At 54.1% G+C, this 22,340-nt stretch carries 26 protein-coding genes; 17 read left to right on the top strand and 9 right to left on the bottom strand.

Translation table 11 applies throughout. The features are described from left to right. Positions 1 to 48 precede the first annotated feature (48 nt). The 6 genes from ugpA to BQ9846_RS06620 are packed head-to-tail and all read left to right on the top strand — an operon-like array spanning position 49 to position 5,224. Positions 49 to 930 (top strand): sn-glycerol-3-phosphate ABC transporter permease UgpA, encoded by an 882-nt coding sequence (gene ugpA, locus BQ9846_RS06595; RefSeq protein ID WP_075880049.1) that lies wholly within the window; start codon positions 49 to 51, stop codon positions 928 to 930. Continuing rightward, a complete protein-coding gene (gene ugpE / locus BQ9846_RS06600; protein WP_075880051.1) occupies positions 930 to 1,775 on the top strand; it encodes a sn-glycerol-3-phosphate ABC transporter permease UgpE in 846 nt (281 codons plus the stop codon). Before ugpA ends, ugpE begins: the two co-directional genes overlap by 1 nt. A 23-nt stretch (positions 1,776 to 1,798) precedes the next feature. Beyond that, positions 1,799 to 2,875, top strand: a complete 1,077-nt coding sequence (locus BQ9846_RS06605) for a sn-glycerol-3-phosphate import ATP-binding protein UgpC (RefSeq protein WP_075880054.1) — start codon at positions 1,799 to 1,801, stop codon at positions 2,873 to 2,875. Positions 2,876 to 2,923: 48 nt separating this feature from the next. Then, positions 2,924 to 3,679 (top strand): glycerophosphodiester phosphodiesterase family protein, encoded by a 756-nt coding sequence (locus BQ9846_RS06610; protein WP_083651502.1) that lies wholly within the window; start codon positions 2,924 to 2,926, stop codon positions 3,677 to 3,679. Next, positions 3,666 to 4,436 (top strand): DeoR/GlpR family DNA-binding transcription regulator, encoded by a 771-nt coding sequence (locus BQ9846_RS06615; RefSeq protein WP_075880056.1) that lies wholly within the window; start codon positions 3,666 to 3,668, stop codon positions 4,434 to 4,436. Before BQ9846_RS06610 ends, BQ9846_RS06615 begins: the two co-directional genes overlap by 14 nt. Beyond that, complete coding sequence (locus tag BQ9846_RS06620; RefSeq protein WP_235818934.1) at positions 4,433 to 5,224, top strand: HAD-IIB family hydrolase; 792 nt, start codon at positions 4,433 to 4,435, stop codon at positions 5,222 to 5,224. The genes BQ9846_RS06615 and BQ9846_RS06620 overlap by 4 nt, the downstream gene beginning before the upstream one ends. A 30-nt stretch (positions 5,225 to 5,254) precedes the next feature. Here the strand turns inward: BQ9846_RS06620 and BQ9846_RS06625 are convergent, their stop codons facing one another. Both BQ9846_RS06625 and BQ9846_RS06630 read right to left on the bottom strand, forming a co-directional pair. After that, positions 5,255 to 6,511, bottom strand: a complete 1,257-nt coding sequence (locus BQ9846_RS06625) for a sensor domain-containing diguanylate cyclase (protein WP_075880058.1) — start codon at positions 6,509 to 6,511, stop codon at positions 5,255 to 5,257. A gap of 107 nt (positions 6,512 to 6,618) precedes the next feature. Further along, positions 6,619 to 8,451 (bottom strand): putative bifunctional diguanylate cyclase/phosphodiesterase, encoded by a 1,833-nt coding sequence (locus BQ9846_RS06630; protein WP_083651503.1) that lies wholly within the window; start codon positions 8,449 to 8,451, stop codon positions 6,619 to 6,621. Between the two features lie 588 nt (positions 8,452 to 9,039). Between BQ9846_RS06630 and BQ9846_RS06635 the strand changes: the two genes are divergently transcribed. Together BQ9846_RS06635 and BQ9846_RS06640 are read left to right on the top strand one after the other, a co-directional pair. After that, the gene (locus tag BQ9846_RS06635) at positions 9,040 to 10,647 is read left to right on the top strand and encodes a methyl-accepting chemotaxis protein (protein ID WP_075880065.1); all 1,608 of its coding nucleotides are present in this window, start codon (positions 9,040 to 9,042) and stop codon (positions 10,645 to 10,647) included. A 247-nt stretch (positions 10,648 to 10,894) separates the two neighbouring features. Continuing rightward, positions 10,895 to 11,146 (top strand): hypothetical protein, encoded by a 252-nt coding sequence (locus BQ9846_RS06640; protein WP_075880068.1) that lies wholly within the window; start codon positions 10,895 to 10,897, stop codon positions 11,144 to 11,146. Between the two features lie 51 nt (positions 11,147 to 11,197). Here the strand turns inward: BQ9846_RS06640 and BQ9846_RS06645 are convergent, their stop codons facing one another. Then, on the bottom strand, positions 11,198 to 11,482 hold the full coding sequence (locus BQ9846_RS06645) for a thioredoxin domain-containing protein (protein ID WP_075880072.1): 285 nt from the start codon (positions 11,480 to 11,482) through the stop codon (positions 11,198 to 11,200). A 62-nt stretch (positions 11,483 to 11,544) separates the two neighbouring features. On the opposite strand from BQ9846_RS06645, the gene BQ9846_RS16505 reads away from it, so the two are divergent. Both BQ9846_RS16505 and BQ9846_RS16510 read left to right on the top strand, forming a co-directional pair. Next, positions 11,545 to 12,060: a hypothetical protein gene (locus tag BQ9846_RS16505; protein WP_144049394.1), complete on the top strand. Its 516-nt coding sequence runs from the start codon at positions 11,545 to 11,547 to the stop codon at positions 12,058 to 12,060. Between the two features lie 456 nt (positions 12,061 to 12,516). Next, entirely contained in the window at positions 12,517 to 12,900 is a 384-nt protein-coding gene (locus BQ9846_RS16510; RefSeq protein WP_075880077.1) for a DDE-type integrase/transposase/recombinase, read from the top strand. Here BQ9846_RS16510 and BQ9846_RS16515 read toward each other — a convergent pair. Continuing rightward, on the bottom strand, positions 12,869 to 13,069 hold the full coding sequence (locus tag BQ9846_RS16515; protein WP_144049396.1) for a hypothetical protein: 201 nt from the start codon (positions 13,067 to 13,069) through the stop codon (positions 12,869 to 12,871). The two genes, BQ9846_RS16510 and BQ9846_RS16515, sit on opposite strands and share 32 nt — an antisense overlap. A 102-nt stretch (positions 13,070 to 13,171) precedes the next feature. On the opposite strand from BQ9846_RS16515, the gene BQ9846_RS06660 reads away from it, so the two are divergent. After that, positions 13,172 to 14,191 (top strand): IS30 family transposase, encoded by a 1,020-nt coding sequence (locus tag BQ9846_RS06660; RefSeq protein WP_075880079.1) that lies wholly within the window; start codon positions 13,172 to 13,174, stop codon positions 14,189 to 14,191. A gap of 496 nt (positions 14,192 to 14,687) precedes the next feature. Here the strand turns inward: BQ9846_RS06660 and BQ9846_RS06665 are convergent, their stop codons facing one another. Both BQ9846_RS06665 and BQ9846_RS06670 read right to left on the bottom strand, forming a co-directional pair. After that, entirely contained in the window at positions 14,688 to 15,161 is a 474-nt protein-coding gene (locus BQ9846_RS06665; RefSeq protein ID WP_075880084.1) for a Dps family protein, read from the bottom strand. Positions 15,162 to 15,410: 249 nt separating this feature from the next. Then, positions 15,411 to 15,836 carry an EF-hand domain-containing protein gene (locus tag BQ9846_RS06670; RefSeq protein WP_075880087.1) on the bottom strand — a complete coding sequence of 142 codons (426 nt, stop codon included), beginning with the start codon at positions 15,834 to 15,836 and terminating at the stop codon, positions 15,411 to 15,413. A 365-nt stretch (positions 15,837 to 16,201) separates the two neighbouring features. On the opposite strand from BQ9846_RS06670, the gene BQ9846_RS06675 reads away from it, so the two are divergent. From BQ9846_RS06675 to BQ9846_RS06685, 3 genes are read left to right on the top strand one after another with little or no spacing between them, the layout of a single operon-like run. Continuing rightward, entirely contained in the window at positions 16,202 to 17,533 is a 1,332-nt protein-coding gene (locus BQ9846_RS06675; RefSeq protein ID WP_075880089.1) for an NAD(P)/FAD-dependent oxidoreductase, read from the top strand. A gap of 18 nt (positions 17,534 to 17,551) precedes the next feature. Continuing rightward, entirely contained in the window at positions 17,552 to 17,887 is a 336-nt protein-coding gene (locus BQ9846_RS06680; protein WP_075880092.1) for a hypothetical protein, read from the top strand. Then, positions 17,887 to 18,507 (top strand): ankyrin repeat domain-containing protein, encoded by a 621-nt coding sequence (locus tag BQ9846_RS06685; protein ID WP_075880094.1) that lies wholly within the window; start codon positions 17,887 to 17,889, stop codon positions 18,505 to 18,507. Before BQ9846_RS06680 ends, BQ9846_RS06685 begins: the two co-directional genes overlap by 1 nt. A gap of 13 nt (positions 18,508 to 18,520) precedes the next feature. Here BQ9846_RS06685 and BQ9846_RS17220 read toward each other — a convergent pair whose 3' ends face one another. From BQ9846_RS17220 to BQ9846_RS16825, 3 genes are read right to left on the bottom strand one after another with little or no spacing between them, the layout of a single operon-like run. After that, positions 18,521 to 18,700: a zinc ribbon domain-containing protein gene (locus BQ9846_RS17220; RefSeq protein ID WP_422821890.1), complete on the bottom strand. Its 180-nt coding sequence runs from the start codon at positions 18,698 to 18,700 to the stop codon at positions 18,521 to 18,523. Beyond that, positions 18,645 to 18,767 carry a hypothetical protein gene (locus BQ9846_RS17225; protein ID WP_422821879.1) on the bottom strand — a complete coding sequence of 41 codons (123 nt, stop codon included), beginning with the start codon at positions 18,765 to 18,767 and terminating at the stop codon, positions 18,645 to 18,647. Before BQ9846_RS17225 ends, BQ9846_RS17220 begins: the two co-directional genes overlap by 56 nt. A gap of 50 nt (positions 18,768 to 18,817) precedes the next feature. Then, on the bottom strand, positions 18,818 to 19,126 hold the full coding sequence (locus BQ9846_RS16825; protein ID WP_210433179.1) for a transposase: 309 nt from the start codon (positions 19,124 to 19,126) through the stop codon (positions 18,818 to 18,820). Between the two features lie 273 nt (positions 19,127 to 19,399). Between BQ9846_RS16825 and BQ9846_RS16520 the strand changes: the two genes are divergently transcribed. The 3 genes from BQ9846_RS16520 to BQ9846_RS06700 all read left to right on the top strand — a co-directional run bounded on the left by BQ9846_RS16520 (position 19,400) and on the right by BQ9846_RS06700 (position 22,081). Beyond that, the gene (locus BQ9846_RS16520; RefSeq protein ID WP_144049397.1) at positions 19,400 to 19,636 is read left to right on the top strand and encodes a hypothetical protein; all 237 of its coding nucleotides are present in this window, start codon (positions 19,400 to 19,402) and stop codon (positions 19,634 to 19,636) included. A 396-nt stretch (positions 19,637 to 20,032) separates the two neighbouring features. After that, entirely contained in the window at positions 20,033 to 21,766 is a 1,734-nt protein-coding gene (locus BQ9846_RS06695) for a methyl-accepting chemotaxis protein (RefSeq protein WP_075880096.1), read from the top strand. Positions 21,767 to 21,901: 135 nt separating this feature from the next. Next, positions 21,902 to 22,081, top strand: a complete 180-nt coding sequence (locus BQ9846_RS06700) for a hypothetical protein (RefSeq protein WP_075880098.1) — start codon at positions 21,902 to 21,904, stop codon at positions 22,079 to 22,081. Positions 22,082 to 22,340 lie beyond the last annotated feature (259 nt).

Consider the following 22,340-nt stretch of genomic DNA (forward strand, 5'->3'; position numbering starts at 1 on the left):
GGCGGCCCTTGACTGGGCCGCCCCTCACCCTTCCGAGAAGACGAAACCATGCACAAGAACATCACCTTTAACAACCGCTGGCTGCCCTACCTGCTGGTCCTACCACAGATGGCCGTGACCATCGTGTTCTTCATTTGGCCGGCGGCGCAAGCGCTTAAGCAGTCATTTCTGGTCGAGGACGCCTTCGGACTGTCGTTCGAGTTCGTCTGGTTCGACAATTTCATTGAGCTGTTTACCGACCCCGCTTACTACGGCGTCATGATCAATACCGCCTTGTTTAGCCTCGGTGTCACGGCGGTCACCATGGGGATAGCCCTGCTGCTGGCCGTCATGGCCGATGGTGTGCTCCGCGGCAAGCGCACCTATCAGCTACTGCTGACCTGGCCTTACGCGGTAGCCCCGGCGGTGGCTGGCGTCCTGTGGCTTTTCCTGTTCAATCCCTCCAATGGCGTTCTGGCCTTGGCCTTGCGCGCCATCGGCTACGACTGGAATCACTACCTCAATGGCGGGCAGGCCATGGCCCTGGTGATCACGGCGGCGGCCTGGCCGCGCATCGCCTACAACTTCATTTTTTTCCTGGCGGCGCTGCAATCCATTCCCCGCTCACTGATTGAGGCGGCCGCTATCGACGGCGCAGGCCCCGCCCGACGCTTTTTCAGTGTGATCTTTCCATTGTTGTCACCGACCACTTTTTTCCTGGTGGTGGTCAACGTGGTCTACGCCTTCTTTGAAACCTTCGGCGTGATTCACACCGTCACTCAGGGCGGCCCCGGCACCGCCACTGAAATCTTGGTCTACAAGGTGTTCAAGGACGGGTTCATCGGCCTCGACCTGGGCAGCTCGGCGGCGCAGTCGGTGGTACTGATGGTGATCGTCATCGGCCTCACCGCCATCCAATTCAGGTACATCGAACGCAAGGTGCAGTACTGATGGTCGAACGACGCCCTCTGTGGGCCTTTTTCACTCATACCGTGCTACTGCTCGGCCTTGTCGTGACAATCTTTCCGATCTATGTGGCCCTGGTCGCCTCCAGCCACGACACCACGACCCTGATCGCCGGCGTCCCGATGACCTTCGGTACCCACTTCGTCGACAATTATACGCGCGTCATCCTCGAAGGCACCGCCGCCCCCGGTGCCGCGCCGGTAGGGCCGATGCTGATCAACAGTGCGGTCATGGCGCTGGGCATTGCGGTGGGCAAGATCGTTATCTCCATCTTGTCTGCCTTCGCTGTGGTCTACTTCCGCTTTCCCCTGCGCATGGTGTGCTTTTGGCTCATCTTCGCCACCTTGATGCTGCCGGTGGAGGTGCGCATCCTGCCCACCTACGAAGTGATCGCCGATCTGTCGATGCTCAACACCCACGTTGGCCTCATCGTGCCTCTCATCGCATCGGCGACCGCCACGTTCCTATTTCGTCAGTTCTTTCTTACGGTGCCCAATGAACTGGTCGAGGCGGCACGTATCGATGGCGCTGGGCCGTTGCGGTTTTTCAAGGACGTGCTTCTGCCCTTGTCACGCACCAACATGGCGGCGCTGTTCGTCATTTTGTTTCTATATGGCTGGAACCAGTATCTGTGGCCGCTTCTCGTGACCACCGACGAGAGCATGTACACCATCGTCATGGGTATCAAGCGCATGATCGCGGTGGGCGATGACGTGGTCGAGTGGAACCTCGCCATGGCGGCGGCCATCCTCGCCATGCTGCCCCCCGTGGCGGTGGTCGTGATCATGCAGCGCCTGTTCGTTAAAGGCTTGGTCGAAGTCGAAAAGTAAACACAAAGGAAGACACGAGAAATATGGCCTCCATCACACTATCGGGCGTCCGTAAGTCCTACGGCACCACCCAGGTCATCCACGGTGTTGACCTGACCATTGAGGACGGCGAGTTCGTCGTTATCGTCGGTCCCTCCGGCTGCGGCAAGTCGACCCTGCTTCGCATGGTGGCGGGGCTGGAGGAAATTACGGAAGGCACGGTCGATATCGACGGGCATGTGGTCAATCGCCTGGAGCCCAAAGACCGCGATATCGCCATGGTGTTCCAGAACTATGCACTCTACCCGCACATGAGCGTGCGTCAGAACATGGCCTATGGCTTGAAGATGCGAAAAATGTCCAAGGCCGACATTGAAAAGCGCGTGACATGGGCGGCGGGCGTATTGCAGTTGACGGATCTGCTCGACCGCCGACCGGGCCAGCTCTCGGGCGGTCAGCGCCAGCGTGTTGCCATGGGCCGCGCCATGGTGCGCAGCCCCGCTGCTTTCCTGTTCGATGAACCGTTGTCCAATCTGGATGCCAAGCTGCGCGTGCAGATGCGCCTGGAGATTAAACGCCTTCAGCAGGAATTGCGCACCACGTCGCTCTACGTCACCCACGACCAAGTAGAAGCGATGACCATGGCCGACCGTTTGGTTGTGATGAATGGTGGAGTGGCTGAGCAGATCGGCACGCCCATGGAGATCTACGAGCGCCCGCGCACGGTCTTCGTTGCGGGCTTCATTGGTTCTCCTAACATGAATTTCCTGCCTGCTCGACTGGATAGCGGAATGCTGGCATTGGGGCAAGGGCTGCGTGTGGCATGCCCCCATGCGCCGGAAGAGGCAAACGGTCGGGACGTGACACTGGGCATCCGGCCCGAGCATTTGGTGGTGGCCGAGCAGGGGGAACCGGCCGACGTCCAATTTATCGCTCACATGGTGGAGCCACTAGGTGCCGAGACACTGCTCCACGGGCGCTTCGACGGCGTCGAGGCCAATGTCGCCTTGCGTCTGCACGGGACGCCGGACGTGCAGCGTGATGCGCGCTTGCCCCTGCGTCTGCGCCCTGATGCTCTCCACCTGTTCGATCCTGCCAGCGGCGTGCGTCTGACTGAATGACCGCGTGCCCTTATTGCCCCAAGCACACATAACCACGGATCCCTTGTCATGCCCTCACCAACATTCACCATGCAAACGCCGCCTGCTGTAATGGGCCATCGGGGCATACCCAGCCTGGCGCCAGAAAACACCTTGGGTGGTTTTCGCAAGGCGGCCGACGTCGGAGTGCGTTGGATTGAATTGGATGTCACCCTCTTGAGTGACGGCACACCGGTCGTTAGCCACGACACAACCACCGCGCGCTGCGGGAATCACGCGACTCGACTCGATCAGCTGACGATTGATTCGCTGGACGGTCTCGACATGGCCGCTCACGTCGAGCATTGGCCTGCCGAACCCTTGCCGCTGCTAGTGGATACTCTGCGCCTACTCTCAACGCTAGGCATGGGGCTCAACCTGGAAATCAAAGACTACGGACTGCCTACCGCTGATGTGGTCGCCGCCGTGGTTAATGCGCTACAAAGCACCGATTTCCCTAGTGAGACCCTGATTATTTCAAGCTTTAGCCTTAACTTACTGGCCGAAACCCTAAACCAAGCGCCGCATGTGCGACGGGGTTGGATTATCACTGATCTACCCAACGACTGGCGCACCGAGGCCGAGCGTTTGGCACTGTTCAGCCTGCATGCGGATTGGCGCCACCTCAACCCACAACGTGTGCAAGCAATCAAACAGGCGGGCCTCTATCTTTATGCCTGGACGGCCAACGCCCCGTCAGAGGTAGCCTCACTCTGGCACTGGGGGCTCGATGGCGTGATTACGGATTATCCTCAGCGATTTATGACGACCCATGAAGCTAAATGACCGACAGGAGCGCATTCTTGCCTTGCTAAGCGCTCAAGGCGAGTTGGGAGTGGACACCCTGGCCGATGAGTTTACGGTAAGCGCGCAAACCATACGCAAAGACCTCAACCAGCTTTGCGAGATGGGGAGAGCCCGCCGTGTGCATGGAGGCGTTAGCTTACCGGCCAACGCCCTTAACCTCTCCTTCAATCGCCGCCAACAGCTCCATGCCGACAGTAAACAACGCATGGCCGAAGCCCTGGCAGCGCGCATCCCGGATGGAGCCACCTTGATGCTGGGAATTGGTACCACGGTGGCCTACCTGGCGCGTTGCCTGTCAGGACATAAGCGCCTTCGGGTGCTGACGAATAACCTAAATGTCGCCGGTATTCTCGGGGAACAACCCGATACCCACGTCCTCGTCATGGGGGGCACACTGCGCCATCACGACCACGACGTGGTGGGGGAAACCGTCACACGCAGTCTGGATCAATACCAGGTGGATATCGGCATTATTGGTGCGGGCGGGCTCGACCCAGACGCCGGCGTGTTGGATTTTGACCCGCTGGAGGCAGACGTCAGTCGCGCTATTTTACGTAATGCTCGCCGACGCGTGTTGCTTGCCGACGCCAGTAAATGGAATCGCCGCCCCATGGCGAGAGTCACCGGCTTTGATAGCATCGACCAGCTCGTATGTGATCGCCTGCCCGATAACGCCATCTATTCCGCCCTCCATGATCAGGGCGTTGACATCATTCACACCGAACCAAACCTATGATGCCCATTGCTGACAACTTCACTTCCATTCGCTATCTACTGACCGATGTAGACGATACGCTCACCACGGATGGTCGCTTACTGCCCGAGACACTCTTGGCCCTATATCGCCTAAGTCATGCCGGCATTGAGGTCATACCGGTCACCGGCGGGTGTGCGGGTTGGTGCGATCAAATGATCCGACTCTGGCCCGTGCCTGCCGTGATCGGTGAAAACGGTGCTTTTTATTTCGACCGCGACCGCATCGGTAAGGTCGAATACCATAGCTGGGATACACCCGAGGCAGGGTTTGCCAGCCAGCAACGATTGCTAAGCATTGCTGAAGACGCCATGGCGCGTGTTCCCGCGCTTCGGTTAGCAAAAGATCAACCTTACCGGCTCTTTGATGTCGCGCTTGATCACGGTCAGGATGTACACGGCATATCAACAGTTGACATCGACAGAGCACTGGCAGCATTTCGTGAAGCAGGGGCGAATGCACGCGCTAGCTCCATCCATATAAACGCTTGGTTCGGTGACTACAGCAAGCAGGCAATGGCGCAGCGCTTACTACAGGCCAAATACGGCTTAGACGAAAACGCCATTCAGCAACATGTCGCTTTTGTCGGCGACTCTCCCAACGATGAACCCCTGTTTGCTTACCTGACATATACGTTTGGTGTCGCCAATATCGGCCGATGGTTAGATCGCATGACACACCATCCACGCTATCTTCTCGCGCAACGCGGAGGAATCGGCTTTACCGAGCTTGCGACCTTGTTAGTGCAAACGCAAAGGGCTGAGACGTAAATCGATATCGTCACGTTAACGCCAATTTTTTTATCCCGCCTCTCTCACTCGGTCACGGCCTTCAGCCTTGGCCTGATAAAGCGCTGAATCGACGCGTTTGATCATAGAGACAATTAGCTCATTTGGACGAGCCTCAATAACACCCACGCTGGTCGTGACATGTCCTACCACCGGAAACACCGTGGCAGCAACCGCCTCGCGTAGCTTTTCCGCAAGCTGTAAGGCTTGGGCAAGCGCTGTCTCGGGCGCCAACACAATAAATTCTTCCCCACCCCAGCGGGCACATAAATCGGTAATACGTAGGTTCTCACGCAACACGTTGGCAAAGCACACCAATACTTGATCGCCGACATCGTGGCCGTGGATGTCGTTGACAGGTTTAAAGTGATCAATATCGAGCATGATCAGCGACAACGGGCGCTGGTAGCGATGAGAGCGCGCCATCTCCAGCTCCAGACGCCGATCAAAACTCAATCGGTTAGCCAGCCCCGTCAAGGTATCCGTATTGGCAATGCGCTCAAGTTCCTGCTCATGCTTAACGCGCCGAGTAATGTCTTTGCCCACAGAAACATAGCGCACAATACGCCCCTGCTCGTCTTTGATGGGGCTGATCGTTTGTTCAACATAGCGATGATCTCCATCCCGCGTTTTATCCAAAAACGTGTCGCGAAAGGTCTCACCGCGCGTCAGGGTATCCCACATGTTGCGATAAAACTGGGCCGAATGATGGCCAGATTTGAGCAGCCGGGGGTTTTGCCCGATCGCCGCGTCGCGCGCATAACCCGTATAACGCTCGAACGCCTGGTTGACGTACTCAATATCCCCTGCAGCGTCCGTAATGACCACGCTATCTGACGACATTTCAATCGCACTGGACAGCAGCCGCCTTTGTCGCTGCTCTTCTACAGAAAGGGTGATGTCCCGTTGGATCGACACAAAATGGGTAACGGACCCCGCCTCATTGCGAACCGGCGAGAGGTTCCACTCCACGTCATAGGGAGTGCCATCCTTACGGTAGTTTACCGTAATGGCGTCAAAAGGCTCACCGGCTTTCAGGGCCTCTCGCAGGCGTTGCAGCATCGCGCGGTCGGTTTTTGGCCCCTGTAACAAACGCGGCGTGGTACCCAGCAGCTCTTCACGCTCATAACCGCTCATGCGCATCATGGCCGCATTAACATAAATAATGGTTGGCCCAGGAAGATCAAGTTCAGCTGTGGTGATCACAACGGCATTGAACGACTGTTCTACTGCGGTTTCCAGTAACTGCAGGTATTCGGTGTCTCTCATAACGCTCTCTGACGTTGTCTCTTGTCACCTGACGGCAATCGGGTTACCGGAGAATATAGGGAGAGCTCCCATTGCGCTGCTTTAACGTCAATATGAAGCTGTTTGCATTAAGTAAATCCGCTGCAAAAAATAGCGGGCATAGCCTCAAGCGGCTTTGGCCGGGCTAACAAAAAACCTTGCACGTAGGCGCAGTGCCGTTCACGTAAAAAGGCCATCTGATCTCGGGTCTCCACGCCTTCCGCCACGACATGCAACTTGAGGGTTTTGGCCAGCACGATCACCGACTCCGTAATAGCAGCATCTTCAACGTCATGAGGTAGGTCACAGACAAAGGCACGATCAAGTTTTAAGGTGTTGACTGGGAAGCGCTTAAGGTAACTCAGCGATGAGTAGCCGGTGCCAAAATCATCAATGGCCAGTTCCACGCCGAGATCGCGCAAGGCCTGCATCGTCTTAATCGCGCTCTCAACGTCGTCCATCACCATGCTTTCGGTAATTTCCAACTCTACTTTCTGGGGCGGAATAGCACTCTCATCCAACGCGGCACGTACCGCCTGAATAAGCCCCGGCTGACGGAACTGGCGAGCAGATAAATTAATGGCAATTCCAGGCACATGACCAAGCTGTTGACCTAAAGACATGGCATCCATACAAGCGCGGCGAAGTACCCACGCTCCCAACGGCACAATCAGGTTGGTTTCCTCGGCCAGAGGAATGAACTCGGCGGGTGATACCATGGTATCGCCACGCGGCCAGCGAATAAGCGCTTCCATGCTAGTAAAGCGGTGTGTCGTAAGATCAAGCTTAGGCTGGTAATGAAGCATGAAAGATTCTTCCGCCACCGCTCGGCGTAAATCGCTTTCCAGCCGCAAGCGGGCGGCACTGTTTTCGTTCATGCGTTCGGAGAAAAAGCGCAGCTCGCCACCCCCATCCGCTTTGGCCCAAGTCAACGCGGTTTCTGCTGACCGAACCAATGCGTCAACGCTCGCGGCATTATCGGGAAAAATACTGATGCCAATGCTAGCCTGGAGAAAAATATCGTCGAGGGTTTCTGAGCCCGCTTGCAACGCGAATGGCTTGCTTATCGCATCCAGCATGCGCAGCGCTGCAAGCGTGGCATCCTCAGGTGTTTTAAGGTTATTGAGAATCACAGCAAAATCGTCCCCGCCGGTGCGGGAGACAACGTCAGGGTCGCGCTCAGAGGCGTGGTGTTGACGTGCAACGAGATCGGTGCGTCGCACCGCGGCAGTCAGGCGTTCAGCGACCTCCATCAGCAGTTGGTCCCCAACGGGGAAGCCGAAAAAATCGTTGACTTGCTTGAACCGGTCCAAGTTCATCAACAAAACGCCCACGCACGTTTTTTGCCGGCGGGAAATCTCAAATTCGTGCTGAAGACGATAACGAAACAAAGAACGGTTGGGCAATTGCGTGAGCGCATCGTAATATTGCAAGCGCTCAATTTCCGCTTCTGAGGCTTTTTGCTGCGAAAGATCGTAAAACATTGCGACGAAATTGCGGGTTTTACCCTCTTCGTCTACTAACCGATCGATACTCATTAACTTGGGAAATACCGTACCATCCTCATGGCGATCCCAGATTTCGCCCTCCCAGTGTCGATCTTTTTCAAGTGCAGCCCACATCTTGCGATAAAATTCAGGCCCATGCCGACCGGACTTGGAGATCGACGGCTTTTTGCCCATCACATGCGATAGCTTAAAGCCGCTCATTTTTTCGTAGGCGGGATTAACATACAGAATGCGGTTATCCGCATCGGTGATCACTACGGCGTGGGAGACACGCTCAACCACGCGGTTAACCAACTCCAGTTGCTCGATGGTTTTCTGGTGGCGTTTAATCTCTTGCGCCAGCGCTGCCGAGTTATCCGTCGTTTCTCTATCCGAACCCGCTCCGTCCATGACGTCCTCTTCTTGCCACTTCATACTTGCTGTTTCTGACCATGATGTGCGTGCTTACCCGCTAGGTATGCATACCCTTAAGCCTAACCTTCGGCGTAGGTGCTTTAGGAAAAGCGTCAAAGAAAAACGCAACGCATTGAAAAAGACCCCAGAAGTGGCGCTGCTTCTTGGGTATTCGTCAAATTTCACCCAACTCACGGCATGAATCGCCAGCACTCTATACCACCCTTGCGGCTGGATACAGTGCTATGTATATAAACATATCATCTAAAAAACGATGGCAGGCTAAGAAAAGCGGACGTTTGCCCAGGCAGTAACGTGTCGTAACAACCCATAAGCAGTTCATTTCCCAGTGGTTGGTGTGGAAAACAGAAACGGCTCATACCGCCCAGCAATACGAGACGCCGTCGTATCGGACTAAGCAAAACATGCACTTCATTTGACTTACATCAAAAAGATGAGGGTCTAGTAACGCTTTTGCACGTTAACAGTGCGCCATTTTTATACAGGCATGAAGACTAGATCAAATAAAGCTGTACAAATACTATACGTTAAGTAATATAATATGCTTACACGACAAACATCTGAACAAACCGCAACAGGATCACTTTCATGCTGAGTTTTGCACGCCTCAAGGTTCGCCATCGTTTAATGGCCGGGTTTGGAGCCCTTCTGGTTATCTTTAGTGCGCTCACCGTTGTCGGCATTGACCGCGTCAACACGATTGACCAGCGGTTGTATATGATCAATGACGTCAATGGCCGGATGATGCGCCACGCGATTAACTTTCGCGGCAGCGTGCATGACCGTGCGATTGCGCTACGCGACATTACCCTCGTCAGTGACACCCAAGAGGTTAATGATCTGGTAGAACTTCATGACCGCCTGGCCAACAATTATCGCCAAGCCGAAAACAGCATGAACGACATGTTCGAGAACTACCCTGAAACCATTTCCGAGCGCGAGCGAGAAATGATCGCCGAGATTGACCGCATTGCTCAGCGTGGCCGTGATCTTGCTCAAGAGATTATTAGCGAGCGCCGTGATGGAGACTTTATCTCCGCGCGTGAAATTGCCGTAGGTGAAGGCGGTGATACGTTTGCCGAGTGGCTAGATGCCATCAATGTTTTCATTGACTACCAAGAAGCGGAAACCGCAGCAGACACCACTATCGCCCGCAGCGTGGCCAATAACTTTAGCCAACTGATGATTACATTAACCTTGATTGCCCTTGTTTTAGGCACAGGGATTGCCGTATTTATTTCCCGCCAGTTAGTGAAAGAACTAGGCGCAGAACCGCGTGAAGTACGTGCCTTCGCGCAGGCCGTCGGTCAAGGAGATCTTTCCATCAAGCCCAAGCTCGCCCCGAACGATAACAGTAGCATTATGGCTGCACTGGCGAGCATGGTAGATCAATTACGTGCTCTTGTTACCCAAGTTCAGCACTCAGCGGGCACTGTGGCGAGTAATAGCCAGCAAATAGCTGAAAGCAATAATGGCTTGGCCTCTAGCATGGAGCAGCAAGCAAGCGCTCTCGCCGAGACGGCCTCCGCCATGGAAGAACTGCACAGCACGGTGGAGCAGAACGCTGACAATTCGCAACAAGCAAGTCAGGAAGCCAGCGGCGCTTCCAGCACGGCTAAGCGTGGCGGTGAATCCGTCTTCCAGGTCACTGAAACCATGAAAGCCCTGAACGAAAGCTCACAGGAAATTGCCGGTATTATTTCGACGATTGACTCAATCGCCTTCCAGACCAATATCCTCGCGCTCAATGCCTCTGTGGAAGCGGCGCGGGCGGGTGAGCACGGGCGTGGGTTTGCGGTTGTTGCCCAAGAGGTCCGCAAGCTTGCCCAGCGTAGTGCCGATGCTGCCAAAGAGATCACCTCTCGCATTACCAGCAACCTCGAACGCGTCAAGGATGGCGATAAACAGGCAGAAGAAGCCAGCAAAGCCACGGAAGAGATTGTCGCCGCCATTGAGCGTGTCACAAGTTTTATGCAAGAAATCAGCAACGCCAGCGTAGAACAGAGCAAAGGGGTTAGTGAGGTCAACGATGCTGTGACCGACATGGACCGTGTCACGCAAAGCAATGCGCTTAGCATTCAAGAAGGTGCTCAATCCGCCACGCAGCTGCAAAGGCATGCAAGCGAACTGTTAAGTGCTATTGAAGTGTTCAAGCTGCCAGAACACGACCAGGCACCTGCGTTACCTAGGCATTGATACGCTTTAGCCCCCTAGCCCTCACTCCAAAGAGTCAGGGCTAGGCTTCTCGAATAGTTAAAAAGTAAGCTATTTAAGCCGTGCCAATAGGTGTTTAGCATTACGGCATCCTGCCCTGAGTGCAGTACTGACTGAGGTGCTATGAGAAATCCTGGCTAAGATAGTATATGCTATGTGTTTAGTAGATTAAGCACTAAGCACTGCTGATCAGAGTGAAATAACCATCAGGAAATACTAAGGATGTTGTATGTTCGTTCGGAAGTATCGCCTTGCATGGATTCATGGCTTTGTTGACGGCGAACAGGGTAAACGTCACCAGACGCTAAAAGGTATTCCCGGCTTTCGCTACACAAATGGCTGGATTGAAGGTCAAGCAAAGCGCCACGGATACACTTACGGTTTAAGCGATGTCACCGAAGGTGAGATAGAAGCTGCCCGTCGCAAAAGACAACCCGAACCGCACCACCCTTGGGACGGTATCAGCGGGACGTTCCTATGAAAAAGTCACATACAAAACACAACCCTGGGTTACAGGGTGGCTTTATGAGCCTCACTCGCTAATATAACTACGTTGTTTCTTTTTAGCCTTGCCTAGGCAAGTTAAAACCGCCTCGTAATCGCCATATTTGGCTTTCACGTCTTCGTCGGATGCGCTTGCAAGAGAGGTGACACTCTGCATAACAGTCCAATCGCCCGGTGTGGCGATGCCGCGCTGCATGGTGGTCTGCAGCGTATCCAGGGCGCGAAGTTCCTCATCGGCATATGTTTTGTTGGCCCCCTTCGTCACTGTTACCCAGGCATGCGGCGTTTTCTCACAGGGGGTATCGCTTGCCATCGTGTTCTTTCAGGACGTAGCTTGATGAGATCCATTCAGCTGACTGGGAAGACTTTTTTATCATGCTACGTTTACGTTCCTACACTACCTTCTTACTGACACTTGCGGTAACAATTAGCCTGCCAGTCCTCGCCCAGACCCATAGAGTTTCTCATGCCGAAGAGAAATGGAGGCAGGGTACCTCTTTTCCTCAACAGCAACTGCCGGATGCATTCGGCAATACCTATCAACTCCCATACCCCGGTATTCGCCATGTGCTTTTCACGGCCGACATGGACGCCAACGACCTGATTGAGCAAAGCTTTGGCGAATTGGGCAAAGGTGATTTTACAGCTGCAGGCCTTGTGTATATAGCCGATATCAGTGGTATGCCCGACCTGGTTGCTCGCCTCTTCGCGATTCCCGCATTGCGTGACTATCCTTTTCGTGTGCTATTGGCCCGCGATGCCGATCAGGTCCGTCTGTTACCGCGGGAAGAAGGCGCCGTCAGCGTGATATCGCTATCGCCGGAAGGTAAAGTTGAACGGCTGCAATTTATCCGTAATGAATCAATGCTTAAGACATTGATGATCCCGTGAATGACCATTGTCAGGTTTTGGATTGTTCTTCCGGCGAGGCTTCCACCAGCTAATCTGGCAACACCTACCTTTCAGCAAAAAATCATGAAAACCTCGCTTAATGCGCGGGCGGGGAGATAAGTAGGTAGCGCGCTAGCGCTGCTCGGGTTGATCTTCGCCACTTATCGATTTTTATGGATATAAATACAGCTAAAAAGCCACAATGCCATTCTAAACGCCACCAAAGTCCGCCTCTACCTGACGTCTGAAAAGGCAGAGTTTCTGAGCGCCTAGTTCAGCGTTGTGCGGTTTATGCACAATATAGCGAGCCCTACCAGGATCAGCCTGTGTATGAAATTTACCACGACTTGCTAGCAAGGGATCTCTCTAGGATCGCTTAGTACGCGGTACAGACAGCTGCCTGACGTCGAGGAGAGCAGTGACCGCCGCCCTCAAGGCGCGCCTCAACACCATGCCGTGCCACGCATCACGGCAAGGGCCGCCAATGAGGCGTGGACGTGGGACATCAGTAAATTGCCCACGCAGCGGCGCGGCGTCTACCTCAATCTTTACGTGGTGCTGGATCTTTACAGCCGATTTATCGTGGCCTGGATGGTCTCCTGCAATGAGAGTTCGGCGCTGGCTCAACAGCTCTTCCAGGAGGCCGTGGATCGTTACGGCATCCCGCATGGAGCGCTGACGCTCCGCCAGGATAGAGGCTCACCGATGACCGCCCGGAGCTATCTGGGCCTCATGGGGGAGCTGGGAGTGACGTGCAGTCACAGTCGCCCGAGGGTGAGTAATGACAACCCGTTCAGCGAAAGCCAGTTCAAGACCAGTAAGTTATCCCGGGCGCTTTGAGAGCATCACGCATATCCAGCAGTGGTACAGCGCCTACGTCGACTGGTATAACCTGCAGCACCACCACATTGGGCTTGCTGGTTTCACGCCCGAGCAGGTCTTCACTGGTCGTTACCACGACATCGCAGAGTTTCGCCAGCAAGCGCTTGATGATAGCTTCGAGGCGCATCCCGAACGGTTCACACGCGGACGCCCCAAAGTGGCAATGCCGCCAACCAGGGCGGTCTCAATGACCAAGTGCAACACATGACCTATCAGGTACGGTGTTGCCATGACCCATTGCTACCGCCATCTCACCGCCGAAGACCGAGCCGCCATCATGATGATGCGAGCTACGCATTCGATCCGGTCCATCGCCACTCATCTGGGCCGTGCACCGAGCACCGTGTCGCGAGAAATCGCACGCCACACGGTCAACCCCATCAAGGGCTACGATGCCAGCCTGGCGGGCTATCGAGCTCGTTTGACGCGACAGCAGCCACATCAGCGTCCCAAGCTGCACCCCGACGGTGAGCTCTTCGAGGTGGTGGTCTACCTGTTGCGCAAGTACTGGTCACCGGAACAGATAGCCCGCACACTGAAGCGCATGTCTCCCAACGATTCCCGTCGACAGGTCTCGCATGAGGCCATCTACAACGCGCTCTATGTGATGCCCCGCGGCAGCCTCAAGAAGGAGCTCATCGCCTGCTTGCGGCAGGGCAACGGCAAGCGTCGGCCACGTAGTCGTGGCAAGGATCGACGCCAGCAGATTCCCGAGCTGGTCAGCATCCATATGCGGCCGCCTGAGATCGAAGATCGCCTGATGCCTGGCCACTGGGAGGGCGATCTCATCATCGGTGCCAACAATCGCTCTGCCGTCGGCACGCTGGTGGAGCGCACCACGCGCTTGGTGATCCTGGCGAAGGTGGATGGCACCACGGCCACCGCTGCGGCCGTCGGCTTCAGTGACAAACTCAATGAAGTGCCACGAGCCCTACGCCTCTCCATGACCTATGACCAAGGCAGGGAGATGGTGAAGCATGCCGAGATCACGCAGAAGACCGGTACGGCGATCTACTTTGCGGACCCACACAGCCCCTGGCAGCGGGGGTCTAACGAAAACACCAATGGACTGCTACGACAGTATCTGCCGAAGGGCACGGATCTGTCGGTCTACAGCCAGGAAGAGCTCGATGAGATCGCCGATTCACTGAACACGCGGCCGCGCAAGACGCTCGACTGGCGCACGCCGTTGGAAGTCTACGCGGAGGTGCTCAAGAAATCAGTCGCCGGCCCGAGCGCCCTTCAATAGCGTTGCGCTTGGAACTTGAGACCGCCCAGTGTCTCGATCAACCCTGTACAGCCCGATGATGACGACCCGCCACCTTATAGTATGGTGAATTTTCCGACGCTGTCGGCAGCAAGCGATGCCGACACAAAATCTACGTTAATTTTTAACGATCTGTCCGATTCAGGTTAACAGGTTCCGAAACGCTCAGCACGGCAAACTGAGAATGTCAGTTCCCGTCCTTGAATTTTGCTTTGCAGTTGCCGCTCATACACATAGTGCAGTAGTGCTCTCTGTCCTCATGTTGGGTACCCTCAGCGATGATAACGCCGCAGCCGTTGCAGAACAGGGCGCCAGTCCCTTCTTAGACTTTCACAATTGCATGTTCATAGTCCATAAAGTGCTCCACGAAGACCCCTTTCCTGTAAGAGCGAGTAGTGGGCTTACCGCTTATCAGCGAAAGCCAGCTGTGATTGCTCCCCGCCCGCCGCGCTACGCGCTTTGGGCGGAGAGCATTCACTCAAGCAAGATATGAGTCGAGCATCCACACGGTTTTCTCTTGCTCACGGATGTAGTCCCCGGCCTGAGCGGCCGTGCCTTCATCGTCAACATCCGAAGCCAGTGAAAGTAGATCACGCTGCAGATCTATTAGTACTTGGTAACCCTGAAGTATGCCACGCACACAGGCTTCACCGTCTTGAACACCTTTATCCTCTTGGATCTTGGCAATTTTGATGTAATCGCTGTAAGCGTGAACGGGCTGATGGCCAAGGGTGAGGATGCGCTCAGCTACCTCATCTACCTTCGTTAGCAGATCAGTGTAGAGTTCTTCAAATTTCTCATGAAGCTGAAAAAACTGCCGACCTTTCACATTCCAATGGTAACCACGCACATTCATGTAGAAAATTTGATAGTTTGCAAGCAGTTCATTTAACTTCTCGGCCAACTGACTAACATTAGCTTCGTTCAAGCCGATGGTGTTAGTTGAGTTCATTCGAATACCTCCTTTAGATTAAATTAATTTAGCAAATAACCGCTGACATATTAAGCATGTCGTCGGCTAAATAAAAATTAATCTTCTATATCAGCTTTCGGCCGCAGCGCACTGGTGCCAACACAGCAGGCATTCAAAGCACACATTAATGCAGCGCTTACCTTTATACTTTATGCTATGTATCTCTTAAGTAAATTTGACACGCTTTTAGTTAAAGACGAATCAATGCGATGGTCCTGGTCAAAGGGCTCAAATCGCAAAATCCTCCAATGTAACCTCATCATCGTCATCTTTATCTAAGTCGTTAAACCAGCTAACTGTACCCGTAAGAAACTCGTCACGCTCAACACGGCCATCACCGTCAATATCGCTATTTTCCAGGCTCATGCCATCAGCTATCGATTGCATCTGTTCTCGTTGCTCAGCTTCGTAATTCGCAACATCACCAGCACGCGCTTTGTCGAACGCCACATACTCATCAGCGCTGAGATAGTCGTTTTGATTTGTATCAAATGCCTTAAAGACGTTCCCTCGCATTTTTCGTAACTCTTCAACTGTTACCATGCCGTTTCCGTCGAGATCCCAGGTTTGCATAAATTGGTGCCCAGGCGATGACTGGGCAAATGTTGTGTTCGTGGTAAGCGCCAAAACGAAACTGAAAAAGAGGCGTTTCATTAAAATTCTCCTTAATTACGAGGTTAAAGTTCGAAAAAAGTTGCTCTTCACGACACTTGCCTCCCTTAATATTTGATGGTTCATGATAGAACAGCCCATCAAACGGCGAGAGTAATTATAAGAGCTTCCTAGGAGTACGAAATCACTTTGGGCCATTAATACTCCCCGAGCAATTTACGAATTAGCGCTAGGCGACTCTTCTTCGTCTTGCGATTCAATGAATTCGTTTGGGCACAAGCAAGCTCGAGCTAGCAACTTTTTAGTTCTGGGACAAAATGTACCTGTTGTTGCACTCAACATAGCATAGAATAGTTATAAATATATAACAATATGAATTATTCGTCACGTCAACGGGAAATCACGCTATGGCCTATCATTCCACAAACCTCAGTCGCCGCCAGTTGCTTAAAATGGGCGCGGGCGTGGGTGCCAGCACCCTACTGACACCCCCGCTATACGCCAACACCGTCGATACCCAAGCACATATCGTCATCATCGGTGGTGGCGCATCTGGCATGGCGATGGCCAACCGCCTCGCGCGGCGTCTACGTGGCGGCACCATCACCCTCATTGAGCCGAGTGAAACCCACCATTATCAGCCGGGCTGGACAATGGTGGCCTCTGGCGTTTGGCCTGCCGCTAAAACCATGCGCCCCAACGCAGAATTTGTTCCGCAAGGCATCAACTGGGTACGCGAACGCGCCGCCGGCATTGATGCGCAGAATCGCCGCGTCGAACTCGCCAACGGCGAAAGGCTGAACTATGACTACCTGGTTGTCGCGACGGGGCTTCAGTTGAACTACCACTTAATTGAGGGAATGTCGCCTGAGTTAGTCGGCCAGCACGGCATTGGCAGCGTCTATGCCAGCATTGATGCGGCGGCAAAAACGCGTCAAACCATAAAGTCCTGGATCGATAGCGGCGGCGGGCAGGGGCTATTTACCATGTCGCCAACGGCGGTGAAGTGCGCCGGGGCACCGCTAAAAATGACCTTCACCACGCTTTCTCATTTGGAAAATAGTGGCCGCCGAAGTGCTTTCGACGTCGACTTTATGGCGCCAGGTTCGGTGCTATTCACCCAGCCCTGGATCAACGATTTTGTTAAACAACGCTTTGATCAGCAGGGCGTCAACCGCCGCCACTTTCACCGCTTGGTGGCCATAGACCCTCAAGCCAGACAGGCTGAATTCCTGCTGGAAGATAGCGATAGCGGCGAGCGGGTAACGCGAGATTACGACTTCATCCATGTCGTCCCTCCTATGAGTGCGCATGACTTCGTCAAAGAGAGTGACTTGATTGCGCTAGGTGGCCCGCATGCCGGTGAGTGGCTGAATGTCGATATTCACACGCTACAGCATAATCACTATCCCGAAGTCTTCGGTATCGGTGATGTGATTGGCGCGCCGATCAACAAGACGGCGGCAAGCGTCAAGGCGCAAGCACCGGTGGTGAAAGAGAACCTGATCGCTGTCATGCAAGGTAAGGAACCGCCCGCCCGGCACCGTGGCTACACCTCCTGCCCCATGATTACCGGCATTGGTAAAGCGATGTTAGTGGAGTTTGGCTATGAGGATAACTTCGCTTTCATGCCCTCTTTTCCGTTTATCGATCCAAAAGAGGAATCCTGGACCGTTTGGGTAATGAAAGACCGCATGCTTCAGCCCGCGTATTACGCCGTACTTGAAGGGCAAGCTTAACCGAGGAGAAACCGCCTGATGTCCATCTACAGCACGCTCACTATCTTAATGTATGCCCTAGCCCCGTTCGCCTGGTGGTTAACCATCGGCACCATCGTACTGATTACGCTACATTTCGTGGCATATTTACGGGGCTATCAAATCACCCGGTACCGCTGCTATCCAGCGGTGGCTATCGCCGCACTGGTGGGGTTGTCTGCACTGCTGTGGATACCCCCCATGACGCACTCCCAGTTAAGCTATATTGCCACTTGGGTTGACTGGTCCGTGCTGGTGAGCGCCATCATAGGTACTGCCGTTATTGCCTATCTTGTGGTGCATCCTTTGAGCTTTTTCGTCCGTGAGAGGACGTAATGTCGCTCGCTGTTGTCTCGCGTTACCCACTGGCCAGTGGGGTAGTATCCATGCTGATCGTCTTGACTGCACTTTTCAGCGCCTACCAGTGGCTCAGCTACGATATTGATGAACGCGACCCATTGGGCAGAACAGCACTATTTCGCGCTGTCGAAGAGCGAAATGCGGCAAGTGTTAATACGCTTATCCAGCAAGGTGCCAAACTTGACCTTGACGACAGCTGTGGCTGGTCACCTCTCATCAAAGCAGCGTCACTCGGCGAAGTAGCGATTTTACGCCGCCTTCATGAGGCGGGCGCAAACCTGGAGCACCAGGATGAAAGCGGTTATTCGGCGCTGATGATCGCCGTGGTCAGCAAAGAGCCAGACTCTCTCGACTACTTGTTGTCTCAAGGCGCAGACGTTAACCATCAAGATGCTCTTGGTTGGACAGCGCTGATTTGGGCTGCTAAGCAGAATGATATTGTCAGTGCCCAAAAGCTCTTGGTACATGGCGCAGATCCCTACCTAAGCGATAGCGAAGGAAGAACTGCCGTTCAGTGGGCCGCCTTAGAGGGACACCAGGAAATTCTTAACTTAGTGACAGCTCCCCACCCTAAGTCGCTACGCGACCAGGGGTGAGGCTTCCCACTTTTCAGACCGCTGCCGGTGCGTGACCGGGCTTACGCAGGCCTCCGTGGGCAAGAACCGATAGTCCTTCGGCTCGTAACATGAAAAGTCCTTGCTGGTGGATGTTGATCGCGGCGTTTACGTCACGGTCAATCGCCTTTGTGCCGCAGCTTGAGCAATCCCAGGTACGGACGTTGAGGGGCAGTCTCGACTTTGTGGCCACAGCCCGGGCAGGTTTTTACACTGGCGAACCACGGGTAGATTTTAACCAAATGCTTGCCCTGCTCCTTCGCCTTATACTCCAGTTTTTCAATCAGGCTATTCAGTTCGCATCGGCAATATGCTTGGCCAGCTTGCGGTTTTTGAGCATGTTTTTGAATTTTAGTGTCTCGACCACCACTTGGTTGTCGTCAATGAGTTGTCGAGACAGTTTGTGCTGGAAGTCAGCACGGGCATTGGCCAGGCGTTCGTGTGCCTTGGCGAATTTAATCCGTGCTTTCGCACGGCCATTGCTGCCTTTTTGGCAGCGTGAGAGTGCTTTCTGCTTGCGACGCAGGTTGGCACGCGGTTGGCACGCGCGCGCTTGAGAAAGCGGGGTTTGGGGTTTTATTGCCACGCGAGTCAATGGCAAGGTGCGTCAACCCCATGTCCACGCCGATGACCGACTGCACGGTTTGCAGTGGCGCCGGAGCATCCGCGCCGTCATCAACCAGCACCGAAGCGTAATATTTGCCGGTGGTGGTTCGGGTCAAGATGATGCTTTTCACCGTGCCTGCGATCTCCCGATAGATTCATGCCTTAATCGGCGTGAGCTTCGGTACTTTGATCCAGTCATCACCGGCTTTAATTTTGCGTGGCGAGTTACAGCTAAACCCAAGCCGGACACTTTATGCGAGCCTCAGCCGTGCCGAACGCGACGCCGATGCCACCGAGCGCTACTTTGCGAAGGGTGACTGGGTCGGCAACCGCTTTGACCGCCGTTTCCGCCATGCTGGGCGCTTTCTTTATATTGTCCGATCCTATTTTTAATGGCCTTGCCATCTCGTTAATCTTTGGCCTTGCGGTTTCCACCTTGTTGACGCTTCTCGTGGTGCCGCTTCTTTACTATGCCAAAGAGTATCGTCAAGAAGGCAAGGCTTAATAATGTCACTAGTTGGGAGTGGCAGCATTAAAGCGGCTCGCTGCGATAAAACGCGTAATTCACCCCTAGCCAGGGACTCCTGCCGGCTTCATTAGCACGCTAAAAGTGGCTATCGTTGTTCTGCAGCCTACAACGGGCTGGCAACATTTTTTCCTAGGATAGAAGTCGTCTTCTAAAACCTGTGGCGAATTTCCTCTGGGGCCGAGGGGCTAATATCGGACCTGTCCTCACCTTCCGACAGGTTATGCCGATAACATGGCATAAATTGAGAGGATGCTGGTGAAATGTTCTTTGCAAAAAACGTACAATGGTTTTCATAAACATATTCGTATAAGTAAGTCGAAAAGCTGAGTGAACACACCCTATATTGCCGCGTAACCGGCACGAGGAGTAAAAATGCGCATGACGATAAAGGCGCGCCTGATCACGGTGATCAGCGTGATGTTGGTATTGATGTTGTTGGTCGGTGCTATGGGCTTTAGTGGCATGGTGACCTCTAATCGTTCGGTCGATACCATTTATCAGCAAAATCTCCTCAATACGCAGCGCATAGCCGCCATCAATCAACACGCTAAGGATATGATCATGGAGTTGGCGCTGTCAGGGCAGCACGACCCCATTCTTCCCGTAAGCGATTTACACAATCACGAAGTGCAGATGCACATGGACAATATCGTGATGAATATTTCGGAAATTGATGCTTACTGGCAAGAGCTGACGGCGGATGATTTATCGCCTGAAATTCAAGAGGTGGCTGATCAGTTCATGGAGGATTATCGTCAGCTTCTGGGTGCCGTGTCGCCTGTTATGCCGATGTACTCCGCCGGCAATTACGATGCCGCCAACGAGAAAGCGTTTACCGAAGCGCTACCGGCCTACCGCCAAATGGATGAAACCCTGACCGAGCTGATTGAGCTTGAGGAGCAGGCCGCCCAAGCCGAGTATCTCAATGCCGAGTCGCAGGCGAACTTTATGCGTAACCTAATGATCGCAGCACTTGTTGTCGCGGTCATCTTGGGCGGTATTATGGGCTGGCTGTTGATTCAGCGTATTACCCAGCCGCTGGCGTTGGCGCGCCGTCACTTCCACGCCATGGCGGAAGGGGATTTGACCCACTCGATCCAGAGCTCACATCGCGATGAAATCGGCGATATGTTGCAGGAACTCGACGATATGCAGTCCAAGTTGCAGTCGTTGATTGGCGAGATCAAGACCTCGGCGGATGCTATCTCGACCGCCTCTTCGCAAATTTCCACGGGCAATATCGACCTCTCCCAGCGGACCGAGGAGCAGGCCTCAAGTCTGCAGGAAACCGCCGCCAGCATGGAGCAGGTGGCCGCCACGGTGAAGAACAACACCCAGCATACCGCCGAGGCGAACCAGCTCGCTCACACCGCCAGTACCTCGGCGAGCCAAGGGGGCGAGAAGGTCACCGAGGCGGTGAGCAAAATGCACGAGTTGACCCAAAGTTCAGAGAAGATCAGCGGTATTGTCACAATGATCGACGGTATTGCCTTTCAGACCAATATTCTCGCGCTTAACGCGTCTGTGGAAGCCGCACGCGCCGGTGAGCAGGGCCGTGGCTTTGCCGTCGTCGCCCAAGAAGTGCGCAGTCTGGCTCAGCGCAGCGCCGATGCCGCCAAGCAGATCCAAGAGCTGATCGTGGAAAACGACGAGATCGTAACGCAAGGGAGTACGGTGGTAGAAGCCGTGGGTGACTCCATGAAACAGATCGTCACCAACATTGGCAGGGTCTCCGACCTGATGGAGGAAGTGAGCCAGGCATCCACCGAGCAGAGTTCCGCGATCGAGCAGATGAATACCGCAATTAACCAGATGGACGACGTGACCCAGCAAAACGCCGCGCTGGTTGAGCAAACGGCCAATGCCTCGGCGTCGATGGAAGAGCAGGCGCGGGATCTGGCCAATGCCGTGGCGTTCTTTAAATTGAGCCATACCAGTACGCGTCCGGCGCTTTCGGCCTCCGCACCTTCCAATGAGATGAAGCGCCCAGCGCTTGACGGTGACAGTGACTCCAATGCGCCTTCCAGCTCAGAAGAGTTGCGCCGTCCCGCATCAAAGCAATCCGCCACGCAGGGCAATGATGATGACGACTGGGAAACGTTCTAGGGCTTGTTGATCTTTCACATTGGTAGTCATAAAAAGCCGCAGGCTAAGAGTAATGCCAGTCAGTTAAGCCTATTCTCAATAAGCTGATCATGAGACCTACCCGTGTCGGGTCCACTTACACGGGTAGGTAGGTCCATGCATTTTAGCGACGACATTGATGCCATCGCCGAGGCAGCACCCGACGATTTCTACAGCCTCTACGAAGTGCTCTTTCACGAACTGATCGACACTCGCCTTGAAAAAGCCGGCGCGGCAACACTGCGCAAGCGTCACTTCGGTGATTTTCAACCCATTTGTCCAAATGGCTGCGCTTAAGCAGCCCGTTTATTATGCTCGATTCCGTGCATTTTTACCGGGTTGAGCGACACTGAACCGGTGACTTCCCAGTTCCGAGTGCTGCCCGACCAGCGTTTTGGATGTCGGCGCTTCGCGCTTTCGTATACCTCTTTACGCTGCTTTAGGCGCTCTTGGTCTACGTCTCGATGACGGTCCGCTGGCTTGACATACTGAATGCCACTGTGCAGATGCTGTTCATTGTAAGCACGCTCGAACGCTAACATCTATTCTCGTACCG

Source organism: Vreelandella massiliensis (genome assembly GCF_900155385.1).
In the GTDB taxonomy this organism is placed as follows: domain Bacteria; phylum Pseudomonadota; class Gammaproteobacteria; order Pseudomonadales; family Halomonadaceae; genus Vreelandella; species Vreelandella massiliensis.

What these genes read in the sequence shown, in the direction of transcription:
- ugpA (WP_075880049.1), top strand. Translation starts at nt 49, where the DNA reads ATGCACAAGAACATCACCTTTAACAACCGCTGGCTGCCCTACCTGCTG.
- ugpE (WP_075880051.1), top strand. Translation starts at nt 930, where the DNA reads ATGGTCGAACGACGCCCTCTGTGGGCCTTTTTCACTCATACCGTGCTA.
- BQ9846_RS06605 (WP_075880054.1), top strand. Translation starts at nt 1,799, where the DNA reads ATGGCCTCCATCACACTATCGGGCGTCCGTAAGTCCTACGGCACCACC.
- BQ9846_RS06610 (WP_083651502.1), top strand. Translation starts at nt 2,924, where the DNA reads ATGCCCTCACCAACATTCACCATGCAAACGCCGCCTGCTGTAATGGGC.
- BQ9846_RS06615 (WP_075880056.1), top strand. Translation starts at nt 3,666, where the DNA reads ATGAAGCTAAATGACCGACAGGAGCGCATTCTTGCCTTGCTAAGCGCT.
- BQ9846_RS06620 (WP_235818934.1), top strand. Translation starts at nt 4,433, where the DNA reads ATGATGCCCATTGCTGACAACTTCACTTCCATTCGCTATCTACTGACC.
- BQ9846_RS06625 (WP_075880058.1), bottom strand. Translation starts at nt 6,511, where the DNA reads ATGAGAGACACCGAATACCTGCAGTTACTGGAAACCGCAGTAGAACAG.
- BQ9846_RS06630 (WP_083651503.1), bottom strand. Translation starts at nt 8,451, where the DNA reads ATGAAGTGGCAAGAAGAGGACGTCATGGACGGAGCGGGTTCGGATAGA.
- BQ9846_RS06635 (WP_075880065.1), top strand. Translation starts at nt 9,040, where the DNA reads ATGCTGAGTTTTGCACGCCTCAAGGTTCGCCATCGTTTAATGGCCGGG.
- BQ9846_RS06640 (WP_075880068.1), top strand. Translation starts at nt 10,895, where the DNA reads ATGTTCGTTCGGAAGTATCGCCTTGCATGGATTCATGGCTTTGTTGAC.
- BQ9846_RS06645 (WP_075880072.1), bottom strand. Translation starts at nt 11,482, where the DNA reads ATGGCAAGCGATACCCCCTGTGAGAAAACGCCGCATGCCTGGGTAACA.
- BQ9846_RS16505 (WP_144049394.1), top strand. Translation starts at nt 11,545, where the DNA reads ATGCTACGTTTACGTTCCTACACTACCTTCTTACTGACACTTGCGGTA.
- BQ9846_RS16515 (WP_144049396.1), bottom strand. Translation starts at nt 13,069, where the DNA reads ATGCGCCTCGAAGCTATCATCAAGCGCTTGCTGGCGAAACTCTGCGAT.
- BQ9846_RS06660 (WP_075880079.1), top strand. Translation starts at nt 13,172, where the DNA reads ATGACCCATTGCTACCGCCATCTCACCGCCGAAGACCGAGCCGCCATC.
- BQ9846_RS06665 (WP_075880084.1), bottom strand. Translation starts at nt 15,161, where the DNA reads ATGAACTCAACTAACACCATCGGCTTGAACGAAGCTAATGTTAGTCAG.
- BQ9846_RS06670 (WP_075880087.1), bottom strand. Translation starts at nt 15,836, where the DNA reads ATGAAACGCCTCTTTTTCAGTTTCGTTTTGGCGCTTACCACGAACACA.
- BQ9846_RS06675 (WP_075880089.1), top strand. Translation starts at nt 16,202, where the DNA reads ATGGCCTATCATTCCACAAACCTCAGTCGCCGCCAGTTGCTTAAAATG.
- BQ9846_RS06680 (WP_075880092.1), top strand. Translation starts at nt 17,552, where the DNA reads ATGTCCATCTACAGCACGCTCACTATCTTAATGTATGCCCTAGCCCCG.
- BQ9846_RS06685 (WP_075880094.1), top strand. Translation starts at nt 17,887, where the DNA reads ATGTCGCTCGCTGTTGTCTCGCGTTACCCACTGGCCAGTGGGGTAGTA.
- BQ9846_RS06695 (WP_075880096.1), top strand. Translation starts at nt 20,033, where the DNA reads ATGCGCATGACGATAAAGGCGCGCCTGATCACGGTGATCAGCGTGATG.
- BQ9846_RS06700 (WP_075880098.1), top strand. Translation starts at nt 21,902, where the DNA reads ATGCATTTTAGCGACGACATTGATGCCATCGCCGAGGCAGCACCCGAC.